We start from the raw sequence: 14625 nt of genomic DNA on the forward strand, positions 1-14625 counted from the left end.
CCTCAAGGTTACGGCCCTAGGGCGCTCAGCCGTAGCCGAAGAGGATCAGCATCAACGGCATGACCGCCGCGGCCGCCAGCGTGGTCGCCGCCGTGATGCCCGCCATCAGGGGCGCATCGCCGCCCATCTGGCGAGCAAGGACATAGGAGGCGGCGGCGCCCGGCGCGCAGCCGCAAAGCAGGGCTACGCCCTGAGCCACGCGGTCGCCTCCATAGAGGCCCGCCAGCAGGAACATAAGCACCGGTAGGGCCAGCATCTTCACCGCCGTGACGCTAGCCAGCGTCACCGGCCTGAGCGCAAGACCCCGGAAGCTGAGGCCCGAGCCGGCGACGATCAGACCCAGCGGCACCCCGGCGGCGCCGAGCATCTGCAGAGCCTCGAACACGCCCGGGATCCTGGGAACATTGAGCAGGTTCAGGGCCAGACCCACCACGCAGGACATGAACACCGGGTTGGTGGCGAGGGAACGCGCCAGGGCGCGGGGGGCGACCCCGGCCTGGCCTTCGCCCCAGCGCGACAGCACCAGCACGCAGAGGATGTTGATGAAAGGGATCAAGGAGCCGACGACCACAGCGCCCAGGGCCGCACCGTCGCGTCCGAAGACCGATAAGGCCACGGGCAGGAAGACGAAGGCGTTCCAGCGGATCACGCCCTGAAACACACTGGTGAAGCTGGCGTCCGGCAGGCGGATCAGGGGCTTCAGCAGGACTGCAGCCAGGGCGACGATCCCAACCGCGCTGACTGAAGCCAGACCGACGGGACCCGCCGCCAAACCCGAGAAGTCGGCGTTCCAGATGGTCGGGATCAAGAAGCCGGGATAAAGGACGAAATAGACGAGCCTTTCGATGGGTCGCCAGGCTTCGTCCATCAGGAAGCGGCGCGCCTTGAGAGCCCAGCCCAGGGCGATCAGGCCGAAAACCGGCGCCACGCCCAACAGAATGGCGGTCACGCGCTGAACCCCGCCTTCAGCCGGTCCAGCGCGCCCTGAAGAATGAAGGCGGCGGCGGTGCGATCGATCACATTGGCGCGGCGCTTGCGATTCAGATCGAGGTCTTCGATCAGGAACCGCTCCACGGCGCTGGTGGACAGGCGCTCGTCCCAGAAGGCCACCGGCACGTCGCGCAGGCGCTGCAGGTTTCGGCCGAAGGCGCGGCAGGATTGAGCGCGAGGACCTTCGGAACCGTCCATGTTCAGGGGAAGGCCGATGACCACGCCTGTGGCGCCTCGCTCATCCATCAGGCGGAACAGGGCCTTGGCGTCGTCGGTGAACTTGGTCTTGCGGATCAGCTGGGCGGGACTGGCGATGGTGCGGGTCAGGTCGCTGACCGCCACCCCGATGGTCTTTTCGCCCAGGTCCAGGCCCACGAACGGCGTATTCGGCGGGCAGGCGGCGGGCAGATCGGCGAGTTCGACAACGGCCATGGCGCGGCGGTAGGGCTGGTCACCACCGCTGTCAAAGGCGATTATCGCTCCGGACGCTGCGGGAGGCCTCAACATGCGTTGCGCGACATTGCTTGCGGCAGGGCTGTTGCTTGCAGGCTGCGAGCCCGCGCAGCAGAGCGCGGCGCGGCCAAGTCTGGCGCCGTCGCAGCCCTTCCAGGCCGCCGGGCCGACCGATAGCGTCGATCCCGAGATCGAACCTACCCTGCAATGGGCCGCCTCGGTCGTGCAGCTGCACGAGCTGGAGGGGCAGGGGGCCAAGGTGTTCGGAACGGCGGGCGGAGATCCGGCGGTCAACGGCCTCTACACCTACATCGCCTTCTACGAGAGCCCGGCCGAGGGCTGGCGGGTGTTTCGCCTGGGCGACTTCGAGTCCTGGACGGTGGCGGGTGAGGGCCCGGGCCGTGTCGAGCTGGAGGCTCGCCAGAGCAGCGTCGATCAAACCAGCGGCGAGATCACGACGCGTCCTGTCCGCCTGATCGTCGCCTGGACGAAGGGGCCGGAAGACCGTCCGCCGGCGCGGGTCGAGGTGACGCCCGCGCGCTGATGGGGCGGCGGCTTGTGAAAGCGCCTCAGCCCCTTTAATCCCCCGGCTTCGTCCGTTCGTCTGGAGGGCCTGATGGCCGTCGATTCCGCCACCGTGAAGAAGGCCGCGCATCTGGCGCGCATCGCCCTGCCCGAGGAGCGCCTGGAGCCCATGGCCCAGGAGCTGAACGGCATCCTGGCCTGGATCGAGCAGCTGAACGAGGTGGATGTGGAGGGTGTGGAGCCCATGACCTCCAACGTGGAGCAGCCGCTGCGCCTGCGCGATGACGTGGTGACCGACGGCGCCAAGGTCGAGGCGGTGCTGTCGAACGCCCCCAAGGCGGCCGACGGCTTCTTCGTCGTGCCCAAGGTGGTCGAGTAAGCCATGAGCGACCTGACCTCCCTGACGTTGAAGGCCGCGCTGGACGGCCTGAAGTCCAAGGCGTTTTCTTCGGCCGAGCTGACCCAGGCGTTCCTGGCCAACATCGAAGCCGCCAATCCGCGCCTGAACGCCTATGTCGAGGTGACTGCCGACAGGGCGCTGGAGATGGCGCGCGCCTCCGACGCCCGCATCGCCTCGGGCGAGGCCGGAGCGCTGGAAGGCGCGCCGCTGGGGATCAAGGACCTGTTCTGCACGGACGGCGTCCAGACCACGGCCGGATCCAACATGCTGCGCGGCTTCGTGCCGCCCTATGAGAGCACCGTCACCGCCAATCTGTGGCGCGACGGGGCGGTCATGCTGGGCAAGCTGAACATGGACGAGTTCGCCATGGGTTCGTCCAACGAAACCAGCGCCTTCGGGCCGGTGGTGAACCCGTGGAAGTCCAAGGCCTCGAACGCGGATCTGACGCCCGGCGGCAGCTCGGGCGGTTCGGCCAGCGCGGTGGCGGCCGACCTGTGCCTGGCGGCCACGGCCTCTGATACGGGCGGCTCGATCCGCCAGCCCGCCGCCTTCACCGGCACGGTGGGGGTCAAGCCGACCTACGGCCGCGCCAGCCGCTACGGCATGGTGGCCTTCGCCAGCTCGCTGGATCAGGCCGGGCCCATCGCCAAGACCGTCGAGGATGCGGCCCTTCTGCTGCGCTCCATGTGCTCGTTCGACGAGAAGGACTCCACTAGCCTGGAGGTGGAGACGCCCGACTGGACGGCGGCCGTGGGCAAGTCGGTCAAGGGTCTGCGCGTCGGGGTGCCGGCCGAATACGTCATGGACGGCATGCCGGCCGAGATACTGAACCTGTGGGAGCAGGGACAGGCCTGGCTGAAGGATGCGGGCGCCGAGATCGTGCCCATCAGCCTGCCGCACACCAAATACGCCCTGCCGGCCTACTATATCGTCGCGCCGGCCGAGGCCTCTTCGAACCTGGCCCGCTACGACGGCATGCGCTTCGGTCATCGCGCCGAGGGGGCGAAGTCGCTGGGCGACCTTTACGAGAAGACCCGCGCCGAGGGTTTCGGCAAGGAAGTGCAGCGGCGCCTGACCATCGGGGCCTATGTGCTGTCGGCGGGTTTCTACGACGCCTTCTATGTGCGGGCGCTGAAGGTGCGCCGCCGCATCGCCCAGGACTTCGACGAGGCCTGGAAGGCCTGCGACGTGGTGCTGACGCCCTCGACGCCGTCGGCGGCTTTCGCCATCGGCGACAAGCAGATCGACCCCATCACCATGTATCTGAACGACGTCTTCACGGTAACGGCCAATCTGGCGGGTCTGCCCGGCGTTTCAGTGCCGGCGGGTCTGGACGCCGGGGGCCTGCCGCTGGGCCTGCAGGTGATCGGCCGCGCGCTGGACGAAGCGACCATGTTCAGCGCCGCCGCGGCCCTGGAGCAGGCGGCGGGCTTCACGGCGCGGCCGGAAAAGTGGTGGTGAGAGGCTCAGAGCCGCACTAGAACGCCGTTGCGGCCGTGCGTAGGGCCGCTGCTGGGACGTCCATGGATCGTATCGTCATCGAGGGCGGGGCCGCCCTGAAGGGAACCCTGCCGGTCAGCGGGGCCAAGAACTCGGCCATCAAGCTGATGGTCGCCTGCCTGCTGACCGAGCAGCCGCTGACGCTGCGCAACATGCCGGACCTGGCGGACACGCGCTTTCTGACGGTGCTGCTGCAGCGGCTGGGCGTGAAGGTCACGCGCGAGGCCGACGTGATGATCCTGGACGGGCACGACGTGTCCAGCGCCTTCGCCCCCTACGCCTTGGTGCGCAAGATGCGCGCCTCATTCAACGTGCTGGGGCCGCTGCTGGCGCGCATGGGCCACGCCAAGGTGTCGCTGCCGGGCGGATGCGCCATCGGCGCCCGACCGGTGGACCTGCACCTCCAGGCGCTGGAGGCGCTGGGGGCCAACCTGGAGATGCACGAGGGCTATGTCTACGCCACAGCCCCGCGCGGCCTGAAAGGCGCCGAGATCACCTTCCCCTTCGTCTCCGTCGGGGCGACCGAGCACGCCCTGCTGTCGGCGGTGCTGGCCAGGGGGACGACGGTGCTGAGAAACGCCGCGCGCGAGCCCGAGATCGGCGACCTGGCCCACTGCCTGAACGCCATGGGCGCAAAGATCAGCGGCATCGATACCGACACCCTGATCATCGAGGGGGTGAAGCGCCTGTCGGGCGCGGACTGGTCCGTGATCCCGGATCGCATCGAGGCCGGCACCTTCGCCTGCGTCGCGGCCATGACCGGCGGCGAGGTGGTGGTCGACAGGGTGCGCGTCGATACGCTTCAGGCCCTGATCGCCAAGCTGCGCGAGGCGGGGGTCGAGGTGGAGGAAGGCGAGGCCTCGGTCACTATCCGCCGCGATCCGTCTACGCGGCTAAAGGCCGTGGATGTGACCACTGAGGTCTATCCGGGGTTCCCAACCGACGTGCAGGCCCAGTTCATGGCCGTGATGACTCTGGCCGAGGGCGAGAGCGTTATCCGCGAGACCATTTTCGAGAACCGCTTCATGCACGCTCCCGAGCTGTCCCGCCTGGGCGCGCGCATCGCCGTCCACGGCGGCGAGGCGCGGGTGACGGGCGTGGAGGCTCTGCACGGCGCGCCGGTGATGGCCACGGACCTGAGGGCGTCGGTCAGCCTGGTCATCGCGGGGCTCGCTGCCGAGGGCCGCACCGAGATCAGCCGCGTCTATCATCTGGATCGCGGCTTCGAGCGCCTGGAGGAGAAGCTGGCCGCCTGCGGCGCGCGCATCTGGCGCGAAGAGGGCGATGGCGACGGCTCCGTGGAGGCGGCCGCCGAATGAGCGGGGCCCAAGATACGGGGCTGCATCTGCTGGCCCAGGACGCCGGAGATCTGGAGTTGATCTCGGCCGCCTTGCAGGACGCGGTATGCCTGCGCCGCGACATCCTGCTGGAGGCAAAGGGGCGGCGGCTGACCTTCGCTTTCAATCGGTTGCGCCGTGAGGCCGGCCGCGAGCGCGAACGGGTGCGCAGCGGGCTTCAACTGGGCGGCGTGCTGGGGGTCAGGTCCAGGGGACTGACCCGCGACCGTCGCGCGGTGCTGCAACTGCTGGCGTTGACCTTCCGCCCCGAAATCGACGGACCCGGCGGCGTCTTGGGGTTCCGTTTCGCCGGCGGGGCGGATCTGGAGGCCCAGGTCGAGTGCGTGGACGCGGTTCTGGCCGACCTGACGGGCGGCTGGCCGGCCCGTGGCGTTCCCGACCATGGCGCCGACATCGATGGCTGACGCCGCCACCATCGCCGCCGTGGAGGTGGACGCGGAATCATTCCCGGCTGCTTCGCGCGACGAGTGGACGGTCGCCGCCAAGGACCTGGTCGAGAACGGCCGCCTGAAGGCGCCAGGGGCGGGCGAGGGGCCTTGGCGACTGAACCTGTCGCTCCGGGAAAGCCGTCTCGCGGTAGAGGTCGAGGGCCTGGGAGCCAGGCGCGGGCACCTGATCTCTCTGACACCGCTGAAGGGACTGATGCGGGACTATCTGATGATCTGCGACAGCCATGTGCAGGCGGTGCATGGGGCTTCGCCCAGCCAGATCGAAGCGCTGGACATGGGCCGCCGCGGCCTGCACGACGAGGCGGGCCGCACCCTGTGCGAGCGCCTGTCCGGCAAGCTGGACATGGACCTGGAGACGGGGCGGCGCTTCTTCACCCTGCTGTGCGCTCTGAACGCCAAGGCTTGAACCCATCGACGGCGCGAAGCTTTTGGTGCATTAAGCGCGCCGAATTCCCGGCGGCCCGTCTGGCCGCCCACCTGACGAGGCTGCATGGCTAAGGAAGAACTGCTCGAGTTTCCCGGCACGGTCATTGAACTGCTGCCCAACGCGACGTTTCGCGTGGAGCTTGAGAACAAGCACGAGATCATCGCCCACACCGCCGGCAAGATGCGCAAGAATCGCATCCGCGTGCTGGCCGGCGACAAGGTTCTGGTCGAGATGACGCCCTACGACCTGACCAAGGGCCGCATCACCTATCGCTTCAAGTAAGGCCGTGGGCGCGCGCGCGCCTCTGGTGCTGGCCAGCGCCAGCCCCCGCCGTCTGGAGCTGCTGGCCCAGATCGGCGTTCGGCCGGACCACACTGCTCCGCAAGACATTGACGAGACCCCGCTGAAGGGCGAGACGCCAAAGCGCCTGGTCTTGCGTCTGGCCGAAGGCAAGGCGAGGGCGGGCGCAGCCGCTCAGCCCGACGCCTATGTGTTGGGGTCCGACACCGTGGTGGCCGTGGGCCGCCGCATCCTGGGCAAACCCGCCGACGCCGAAGAGGCCGGGCGGATGCTGGACCTGCTGTCCGGGCGCAATCACGTGGTGCTGACCGGCGTCGCCGTGCGGGCGCCGGACGGTCGGACGGCCAGCCGCATCGCCGAGGCTCGGGTCGCCTTCAAACGCCTCTCTGATGAGGAGCGGGCCGGGTACCTCGCTTCCGGTCAGTGGGAGGGAGCGGCGGGCGCCTACAAGGTTCAGGGACTCGCCGGCGGGTTCGTCAGAGGAATTACAGGCAGCTACACCGCGATCGTCGGATTGCCGCTTTATGAGACGCGCCTCCTGTTGGAGGGCCTGGGCTGGCGCCCGTGAGCAGTATCTCTGGGAGCGAGATCGAGGTCTTCCTGGACGAGACGCCGGGCGAAACCCGGCTGGTCATCGCGCGGGATGGCCGCTTTGAACGCCTGCTGATCGAGCGCGAAACGGACGTGCCCGCGCACCGTTTGGGCGCGCGTAGCGTCGGACGGGTCGCCGAGGTGCAGTCCGGCTTGGGAGCGGCCTTTGTCGATCTTGGGGTGGGGGCGCCCTTCGGCTTTCTTCCTCTAGGCAAGGCGAAAGCCCCGCCCGTGGGCGCTTTCGTGGAGGTCGAGGTTTCGGCCGAGCCCCGCGAGCGCAAGGGGCCGGTCCTGCGCCTGATCGGGCCTGCGGAGGGTCCGGCGCGGCTGCTGTCTTCCGGCCCATCGATCTGCGACCAGATGGCCATTACGGCGCCGCGGGTGGAGCCCATCACGGGCGTGGCGGCCATCCAGGCGAGCTGGGACGCTGAGGAGGAGGCGCTGGGCCAAGGCGACATCTTCGCCGAATGGGGGCTGGATCTGGCGGTGCAACGGACCCGCGCCCTCGTGGCGGTCGATATCGATCACGCGCCTGTGGCCGGTCGCGACCCGCGTCGAGCCCGAGCTGAGGCGAATAGGCAAGGCCTGCTCCAGGCGGCCCGGCTGATCCGATTGAAGGGCTGGGGCGGGACCGTGGCCATCGACCTGGCCGGGACCGGCTTTGACGGCGCGAAGCTGACCGAACAGGCCAGAGCGGCCTTCGCAGGCGATGAGGCCGTGATGGGGCCGCTCAGCCGCTTCGGGGTGCTGCAGCTGGCCCTGCCGTGGCGCCGCACCCCGATCGAGGAAAGATTACTTGAGGGCGGGCGACCCTCGCTGGAGACCCGCGCCATCGGGGCGGTGCGCCTGTTGCGGCACGCCCTCCTGTCGGATCGGGCGGCGCCGCGTCTGACCCTGGTCTGTTCGCCGGAGGAAGCGGAACGCGCCACGCCCCTGGCCGCTAGACTGGGGCCCAGAGCCTTGGTTCAGCCCGATCCGAGTCGGGGCCCAGGACGAGCGAGCGTGGAGGAGGCCTGAGCCATGGCGACCTGTCCGATCTGCCGCCGGGCCGAGACTGTCCCGCAGTACCAACCCTTCTGCTCGAAGCGGTGCGCCGACGTGGACCTGAACCGCTGGCTGTCGGGCCGCTATGCGGTGCCCGGGGCTCCGGCTTCTCGGCTCGCGGAGGATGAAGACGAGAGCGATTGAGGCGCTGGACAAGCGGCTCGGGCCTCGCCTATAGAGCCGCCTCCCTCCGGCGCGCCCCAGACGGCGCGCCTGGGCCCGGGTAGCTCAGTTGGTAGAGCAGCGGATTGAAAATCCGCGTGTCGGTGGTTCGAATCCGCCCCCGGGCACCATCATCTCCGCAGAACGACGATCGTCATTTCACCGCGCGAGAGGTGGATTTCGTCGCCGAGCGCATGTTGCGACATTCCTGCTTTCGCCTACGGCGGGAAAAGCAGAAGACGGCCCTTGACGCTAATGCAAGGCTTCTCCAAAGGGGTTCGGTCCGGTTTCTTGCGAACCGTTCGAAACGTGCTGATGCGTCCCTCTCGGGAACGTGCCGCACGCCAACGTATTTAACCGGGGATGGAACCCAACCTGACTCTTCGTCGCCCGGTCCCAGCCGATCAGACCAACTAGGAATTGGCCACAGATGCTCCAAGTCAAAAAGACCAACATCCTTCTCGCCATGGCCGGCGCCGCGGCGCTTATGGTCAGCGCGCCCGCCCTGGCGCAGGATGGGACCACCCCGGCTCCGGCCGAGGCGACCGCCACCGCCGCTCCGGCCCCCGCGGCCGAGACCCCGGCCCCGGCCGCCACTGAAGAAGACCCCGCGTCCGTCGCTGAAGCCGCCGGCGGCGGCCATGGCGGCAGCCTGACGCCCATCTCCATGTTCATGGTCGCGCACCCGGTCGTTAAGGTCGTGATGATCGGCCTGGTGCTGGCGTCGATCTTCTCGTGGATCCTGCTGCTGCTGAAGCTGTTCGAGTTCGGCGGCCTGAACCGCACCAGCGACCGCTTCCTGGAAGCCTTCCGCGGCGCCCGCTCGATCGCCGACATGCGCCGCATCGCGGTGTCTGACGAGTTCGAAGGCAACCCGCTGGCCGACATGGCCGCGGCCGCCACCGAGGAAGTCGAGCTGTCCCGTCAGGCGGGTCTCGCCGTCGGCGGCGCCCACCGCGACACCACCCTGACGCGCGCCCAGGCCGCCGTGGCCGCCGTGCAGTCGGGTCTGGCCAAGCGCCTGTCGGGCGGTCAGATGTTCCTGGCCTCGGTCGGTTCGTCCGGTCCGTTCATCGGTCTGTTCGGCACCGTCTACGGGATCATGAACTCGTTCATCGGCATCGCCGAGTCGAACACGACCAACCTGGCCGTCGTGGCCCCCGGCATCGCCGAGGCCCTGCTGGCCACCGGCATCGGTCTGTTCGCCGCCATCCCCGCGGTTATCTTCTATAACTACTTCCAGACCCGCATCTCGGCCTACGGCGTGCGCTCGGACGGCTTCAACGCTGAGCTGATGAACGCCATCTCGCGGCAGCTCGACAAGGGAGCCTAAGCCCTATGGGAGCCAAGCTTTCTGGCTCGGGCGGCGGTAAGTACGCCATTGAGCAGAACAGCGAGATCAACGTCACGCCGTTCGTGGACGTCATGCTCGTCCTGCTCATCATCTTCATGGTGGCGGCTCCGCTCGCCACCGTGTCGGTGGAGGTGAAACTGCCGCGCGCTGTCGCGCCGCCGCAACAGAACCCGCCCAAACCGATCTACATCTCCATCCAGAGTGACGGCGATGTGTTCGTGGGCGACTTCCGCACGGACGTCATGTCCCTGGGCGAGGAACTGACCGGCCAGATCGGCCGCCGCAATCCCGCCGAGGAGCGCATCTACATTCGTGCCGACCAGCAGACCCGCTACGGCGATTTCATGCAGGTCATGAACGCTCTTCAGGACAACGGCTTCTACTCCGTCGCCCTGGTGGGTGAAGACCAGTCAACCTAGGAGGGGGCAGCAAGCCAGTCATGACTGACCAAACTGTCCACCACCGCGACCCGATCCTGGATCCGCCCCGTCGCAAGAAGGGAAAGATCTTCGGGGTGTCGATTCCGGTCTTCATCGGGATCATCGCCTTCATCATCGCGCTTCACGTCGGCCTTTTCCTGTATCTGGCCAGCGCGAAGTTCGAGCTGACTCCCTTCGACTTCGAGGACGACGCCGTGGACGTGGAGCTGGTGGTTCCCCCGCCGCCTCCGCCGCCGCCTCCGCCGCCGCCTCCGCCTCCGCCGGACCAGCCCCCGCCGCCCAAGCTGCAGGTGCGTGAGCCGGTGATCGTCCAGAATGCGCCGCCGCCCCCGGCCGTGGTGCAGATCGAGGCGACCAAGAAGGAGGACCGCGTCGAGTATCAGGGTCCGCCGGTGATCGTCCCCGGACCGCCGCCGCCGCCGGCCCCGCCGGCTCCGCCGCGGCCTTCGGTGATCACCAACCCGGACTGGGCGCGCCGCCCGAGCGGGGATGATCTGGCTCGCTTCTTCCCGCCGCGCGCTCTTGAGCGCGGTGTGAGCGGCAGCGCCACCATCCGCTGCACCGTTCAGGAGAATGGTTCGGTGAGCGGTTGCTCGGTGATCAGCGAGAACCCATCGGGCCAAGGCTTCGGCCAGGCGACCGTTCGCGCTTCCAGCCGCTTCCGCATGCGTCCCCGTACGCGGGACGGCGCACCGGTCGGCGGCGCCCAAGTGGACATTACGCTCCGCTGGGATGTGCCTGACGAGTGATCCTCGATCCGAGTGAAAGATGACGCCCCGGAGGTCCGCCTCCGGGGCGTTTTTCTTATGGCCACGCATCCGCTAGCCTCGGTCCTGCGTTATGCGACCGACCCACGCCAAGCCCGGAGAGCGCAATGAAGCCTGTCGCCCGCCTCGTCACCGCCGCCGCCCTGGCCGCGGGCCTGATGACCTCGGCCTGCGCCTACAACGAGGCCCTCGGCCGCAATCAGGTGCTGATCGTCGATGACAGCGCCCTGATTCAGGCTTCGAACCAGGCCTGGGCCCAGGCGATGAACACCCAGACGGTGGTCCGGGACGCCGCCCTGAATGCACGCCTCCAGCGCGTCGGCCAGCGCATCGTCACGGCGGCCGGCCTGACTGACCGCCAGTGGCAGTACGCCGTGTTCCGTGAGGAGCAGCCCAACGCCTTCGTTCTGCCGGGCGGGCAGATCGGCGTGACCACCGGCCTGCTGTCGCTGGCCGCCAACGACGATCAGCTCGCCGCCGTCATCGGCCACGAGGTCGGCCACGTCGTCGCCCGCCACACCGCCGAACGCTATTCGCGCACCGCCCTGACCCAGACGGCCATCGGCGTCGCACAGGGCGCGGCCGGCTCGCGGGGGCAGACCGTGGGCCAGCTAGGCTCGGTGCTGGGTCAGTATGGCCTGCTGCTACCGCACTCGCGCCAGCAGGAACTTGAGGCGGACCGGCTGGGTATCGATTACATGGCTCGAGCCGGTTATGACGCCCGTCAGGCGGTCATCCTCTGGCAGGCCATGGCCTCTAGAGGGGGAGCCGCGGCGCCGGAGTTCATGTCGACCCATCCGTCGGATTCGACGCGCATCGCCAACATCCAGCGCATCCTGCAGGAGCGTGGGCTGGCCTAGTCTGATGCCGTTGGAGAATGGTACCGCCTCCCCGGTTCGAACGGGGGACCTCCAGAGCCACAATCTGAAGAGCAGTATTGATCCGAAAGGACTATCTCGGGCGGCGGTGTAACGGCTTTCCCGGCTTGCCTATACTCGGGAGGTCAGGAGGAACGCCGCTCCTGAAGGCGCGCGACCTTCTCCGAAGCGGCTTCGCCAAGACGAACCCGGTCGGCCATGCGGCGGTAGCGAGCGAAGCTGTTGGGGCTGCGGTGGCCCAGCTGGGCGGCGCCCTCGGCGTCGGTGCATCCCGCCAAGGCGAGCTCGACCCCGCGTGTGTGACGGAGCCCGTGGAACCCATAGTCAGCGCCGTCGATCTTCTCGGCTTTGCGGAGGGCCTGGATAAGCTTCTCCAGCTCTTGGGAGAGCCCATCGGCGGTGTAGGGCCGCCCGTCCATATTGAACGCCAGGGTGATGGCGGTCGTCTCGGTCCGGCGCTTGGCCGCGGTGCGGGTCCGCTGCCATTCCGACAGGGGCTGTGTGGCCGGCGTGGCGTCCAGGATGGCGGACAGACGCGGATCCTCCGCGATGTCGACCGGGACCTTTCGTTTGCCGGAGAGGAAGCTAAACCGGCCGTTCTGGCGGGCCGTGCGCGGGATGCGCGCGATGTCCTCGCGGCGGGCCCCGGTATAGCGGGCTATGGAGATGGCGCGAGCGAGGCCGAACCGGCGCTGCTCCAGCGCGGCGTCCAGCACAGTTGAGAACACGCCTTCCGGCCAGATCGGGTGCGGCTCCGGCGCGTCTGCCGGGCGCCGGACCTGTCCAACCGTGGCGAAGGGGTCGCCCTGGATCAATCCGGCCACCATGGGGCGCCAGCAGACGTTCTTGAGCACCTGGAGCCGGACATTGGCCGCCCTGTGCCCTCTGGTGGCCCAGGCGTCCCGGAGCTTCAGCAGGAAGGCCGGCGTGATCGTGGAGGCCGGCAGGGCGCCCAGGTCCTGGTAGAACTCCTTGAGGATCAGCCGGTACTCGTACTGGGTGGACTCGGCCAGGCCGGGCAGATCGGCGCGCTCATACTCGATGATGGCGGCCCGGATGGTCCCGGCGATAGGCTTCTGCGGCGCGTAGGTTTTCAACAGGGCCTCGACCTCGGCCTCGAGCTCGACTGTGCCCCATCCGGCCTTGAGCCGGTGCGATGGGCAGCCCTTCTTGCGGAAGTAGAGGTGGACATCGCCGTTCGGCCGCACGATGCGCTGGACGTGGCGCATATCCCCTCCGGTCGTCACCCGCGCCTCCCGGCCCGTCTCTGGACCATGCGGAGGGCTTCCTCGGCGGGGTCGCGCAAGTCGACCTGGCCGCCATCGTTGGCCGGACCCTTCACCCTGGCGGGGAGGCTGTCAATCATGCGATCCAGATCCACCCGGCGCCAGCGCAGCAGCCGATGGCCGGTCTCAACGGGACGGACGCCCCGCGCCGCGGCGAACGCCTTGAAGGTTTCATCGGACATGGAGCAGTAGGCGGCCGCCGTCTCGCAGTCGAGCAAAGCCGGCCAGTTCGGCAGCACCCTCTCGACAGCGGGGGTCATGCGGCGGCTCCGATGTCCTGGGCCTCGATCATCAGAACAAGCTCACTTGCGCGGGCGGAGCGGGGCGCAAGGCGATGGAGAAGAGTTCGGAGCGCATGGCCCGCCACCAGTGGGACCACGCCGTTTCCGAGCATTCGTAGCCGGTCGATGCGGTCCCGCTCGGCAGCGTCCAGCCAGGGGGCCAGCCCATCAGGGCCTCGACAAAAAGCGGGTTCAGCTTCCGGCCGCTGGGCGAGGTAGGCTCGCCATCCGTCGAAGTCGTTGGGGCGAGGCGGCCATAGTGGAAGCCGTGTTCCACCTGATCGGTCAGGATCGACATGCCGTGGCCCAGCGCCTTCTTGGAGGCGATGTATTCCGCAGTGTGCGCCGGGAAGTGGTCCCGGGCGTTCGGAGTCGCCCAGGCGCTCACCTGAGCTGCCTGCCCGTTCAGCAGCAGCTCCGCGCCCCGCTCCCCCGATCGAGCCTTCCTGCCGCCCTGCACGTCCGCCACGGCTGGGGTGGACCAGACCTTCGCAAACTCGTTCAAGGGCGGGCCCTTCGTCCCGCGGTCGTGAAGCACGTCGTTCGCGCCCTTCCAGTCCCGCGCCGACGCCGTGGGCCCCAGCGCCTCGGCCGTCTGCAAGTTCAGCCCGCCCTCGCGCCCTTCCGTTCCCGCGCCCGTGACCATGTTCGTCGTGGCGGTCGGCCACGCCGACGATGAAGACCCGCTGGCGCTCGTGCGGCGCGCCGACCTCAGCCGCGCTGAATAGTCCGCCCTCAACCTGGAAACCCAGTCGCCGAAGGTCTCGTCGGACCCGCTCTGCCCCGGCGATCTCGTCGGCCCCGGCGCTGAACATCCCGGCGACGTTCTCGATGAGCACGAGCCAGGCGCCGGACTGGACGACGATGCGTCGGGTGTGGCTCCAGAGGTCGCGGGGGTCGTGACTGCCCTGCTTTCGCCCAGCAAGGCTATGGGGCTGGCACGGTATGCCGCCAAAGACGAAATCCACCGCTCCACGCCAAGGGCGGCCTCGGAAGGTGGTGGCATCTGTCCAAATAGGCGACGGAGCCAGTCGGCCTTCTTCCATCGCGCGAACCAATGTCGCGCAAGCGTAAGCCTCCCTCTCGACCATGCAAACCGTTCTAAGGCCAGGAAGCGCCAGTTCGAGGCCGAGATCGAGGCCTCCGCCTCCGGTGCAGAGAGAGATGCCGTGCAAGTCGGAACATAGATCCACATCGGTCATGCGGCCTTCCGCTTTCGGGTGAGATTGTCCCGGGCCCACAGCGGCCGAAGATTTGTCAGCGCATTGATCTCTCGCGGCCCGGCCTCGGCCCGAAATGCGGCCACAGGCCGGATGTGATCGATGTGCCACCCGCGCCGGCTGCGATTGGCCCAGCTCATGCCGGGAAGGAACTGTTCTTCCAGGTGCCGCCGCAGGTCGGCAGGCCCATATCCCAGCGC

At 68.4% G+C, this 14625-nt stretch carries 19 protein-coding genes, 1 tRNA gene and 1 pseudogene; 15 read left to right on the top strand and 6 right to left on the bottom strand.

The genetic code is table 11. From position 1 onward, the window contains the following. Window positions 1-25 precede the first annotated feature (25 nt). Window positions 26-949: an AEC family transporter gene (locus Q0812_RS13065; protein WP_302110790.1), complete on the bottom strand. Its 924-nt coding sequence runs from the start codon at window positions 947-949 to the stop codon at window positions 26-28. Then, window positions 946-1422: a Holliday junction resolvase RuvX gene (gene ruvX / locus Q0812_RS13070; RefSeq protein WP_302110791.1), complete on the bottom strand. Its 477-nt coding sequence runs from the start codon at window positions 1420-1422 to the stop codon at window positions 946-948. The genes Q0812_RS13065 and ruvX overlap by 4 nt, the downstream gene beginning before the upstream one ends. Before the next feature lie 73 nt (window positions 1423-1495). On the opposite strand from ruvX, the gene Q0812_RS13075 reads away from it, so the two are divergent. The 15 genes from Q0812_RS13075 to Q0812_RS13145 all read left to right on the top strand — a co-directional run bounded on the left by Q0812_RS13075 (window position 1496) and on the right by Q0812_RS13145 (window position 11620). Then, window positions 1496-1987 (top strand): hypothetical protein, encoded by a 492-nt coding sequence (locus tag Q0812_RS13075; protein WP_302110792.1) that lies wholly within the window; start codon window positions 1496-1498, stop codon window positions 1985-1987. Between the two features lie 72 nt (window positions 1988-2059). After that, the gene (gene gatC, locus Q0812_RS13080; RefSeq protein ID WP_302110793.1) at window positions 2060-2347 is read left to right on the top strand and encodes an Asp-tRNA(Asn)/Glu-tRNA(Gln) amidotransferase subunit GatC; all 288 of its coding nucleotides are present in this window, start codon (window positions 2060-2062) and stop codon (window positions 2345-2347) included. Between the two features lie 3 nt (window positions 2348-2350). Beyond that, on the top strand, window positions 2351-3829 hold the full coding sequence (gene gatA / locus Q0812_RS13085) for an Asp-tRNA(Asn)/Glu-tRNA(Gln) amidotransferase subunit GatA (protein WP_302110794.1): 1479 nt from the start codon (window positions 2351-2353) through the stop codon (window positions 3827-3829). Window positions 3830-3891: 62 nt separating this feature from the next. Next, entirely contained in the window at window positions 3892-5187 is a 1296-nt protein-coding gene (gene murA / locus Q0812_RS13090; RefSeq protein ID WP_302110795.1) for a UDP-N-acetylglucosamine 1-carboxyvinyltransferase, read from the top strand. Next, the gene (locus Q0812_RS13095; RefSeq protein WP_302110796.1) at window positions 5184-5630 is read left to right on the top strand and encodes a DUF2948 family protein; all 447 of its coding nucleotides are present in this window, start codon (window positions 5184-5186) and stop codon (window positions 5628-5630) included. Before murA ends, Q0812_RS13095 begins: the two co-directional genes overlap by 4 nt. Next, window positions 5623-6081, top strand: a complete 459-nt coding sequence (locus Q0812_RS13100) for a UPF0262 family protein (RefSeq protein ID WP_425281575.1) — start codon at window positions 5623-5625, stop codon at window positions 6079-6081. Before Q0812_RS13095 ends, Q0812_RS13100 begins: the two co-directional genes overlap by 8 nt. A gap of 84 nt (window positions 6082-6165) precedes the next feature. Further along, entirely contained in the window at window positions 6166-6384 is a 219-nt protein-coding gene (infA, locus tag Q0812_RS13105; protein WP_302110798.1) for a translation initiation factor IF-1, read from the top strand. A gap of 4 nt (window positions 6385-6388) precedes the next feature. Further along, window positions 6389-6970: a Maf family protein gene (locus Q0812_RS13110; protein ID WP_302110799.1), complete on the top strand. Its 582-nt coding sequence runs from the start codon at window positions 6389-6391 to the stop codon at window positions 6968-6970. Beyond that, window positions 6967-8010 carry a S1 domain-containing protein gene (locus Q0812_RS13115; RefSeq protein WP_302110800.1) on the top strand — a complete coding sequence of 348 codons (1044 nt, stop codon included), beginning with the start codon at window positions 6967-6969 and terminating at the stop codon, window positions 8008-8010. Before Q0812_RS13110 ends, Q0812_RS13115 begins: the two co-directional genes overlap by 4 nt. A 3-nt stretch (window positions 8011-8013) precedes the next feature. After that, window positions 8014-8181 carry a DNA gyrase inhibitor YacG gene (locus Q0812_RS13120; RefSeq protein ID WP_302110801.1) on the top strand — a complete coding sequence of 56 codons (168 nt, stop codon included), beginning with the start codon at window positions 8014-8016 and terminating at the stop codon, window positions 8179-8181. 73 nt (window positions 8182-8254) lie between these two features. Next, window positions 8255-8330: transfer RNA gene (locus Q0812_RS13125), tRNA-Phe, on the top strand. A 299-nt stretch (window positions 8331-8629) separates the two neighbouring features. Then, window positions 8630-9532 (top strand): MotA/TolQ/ExbB proton channel family protein, encoded by a 903-nt coding sequence (locus tag Q0812_RS13130; protein ID WP_302110802.1) that lies wholly within the window; start codon window positions 8630-8632, stop codon window positions 9530-9532. A 5-nt stretch (window positions 9533-9537) separates the two neighbouring features. Next, complete coding sequence (locus Q0812_RS13135) at window positions 9538-9972, top strand: biopolymer transporter ExbD (protein WP_302110803.1); 435 nt, start codon at window positions 9538-9540, stop codon at window positions 9970-9972. Window positions 9973-9992: 20 nt separating this feature from the next. After that, complete coding sequence (locus Q0812_RS13140; RefSeq protein WP_302110804.1) at window positions 9993-10742, top strand: energy transducer TonB; 750 nt, start codon at window positions 9993-9995, stop codon at window positions 10740-10742. 125 nt (window positions 10743-10867) lie between these two features. Beyond that, window positions 10868-11620, top strand: a complete 753-nt coding sequence (locus Q0812_RS13145; protein WP_302110805.1) for a M48 family metallopeptidase — start codon at window positions 10868-10870, stop codon at window positions 11618-11620. Between the two features lie 143 nt (window positions 11621-11763). Here the strand turns inward: Q0812_RS13145 and Q0812_RS13150 are convergent, their stop codons facing one another. The 4 genes and pseudogenes from Q0812_RS13150 to Q0812_RS13790 all read right to left on the bottom strand — a co-directional run. Beyond that, window positions 11764-12867, bottom strand: coding sequence for a tyrosine-type recombinase/integrase (locus Q0812_RS13150; protein WP_302110806.1), 1104 nt, complete (start codon window positions 12865-12867; stop codon window positions 11764-11766). Window positions 12868-12881: 14 nt separating this feature from the next. Continuing rightward, window positions 12882-13184 carry a hypothetical protein gene (locus Q0812_RS13155; RefSeq protein ID WP_302110807.1) on the bottom strand — a complete coding sequence of 101 codons (303 nt, stop codon included), beginning with the start codon at window positions 13182-13184 and terminating at the stop codon, window positions 12882-12884. A 31-nt stretch (window positions 13185-13215) separates the two neighbouring features. Beyond that, a complete protein-coding gene (locus Q0812_RS13160) occupies window positions 13216-13806 on the bottom strand; it encodes a hypothetical protein (RefSeq protein ID WP_302110808.1) in 591 nt (196 codons plus the stop codon). A gap of 118 nt (window positions 13807-13924) precedes the next feature. Beyond that, window positions 13925-14407, bottom strand: a pseudogene (locus Q0812_RS13790) (DNA cytosine methyltransferase); the annotation flags it as partial. Window positions 14408-14625: the final 218 nt, after the last annotated feature.

The organism is Peiella sedimenti (genome assembly GCF_030504955.1).
GTDB lineage: Bacteria > Pseudomonadota > Alphaproteobacteria > Caulobacterales > Caulobacteraceae > Brevundimonas > Brevundimonas sedimenti.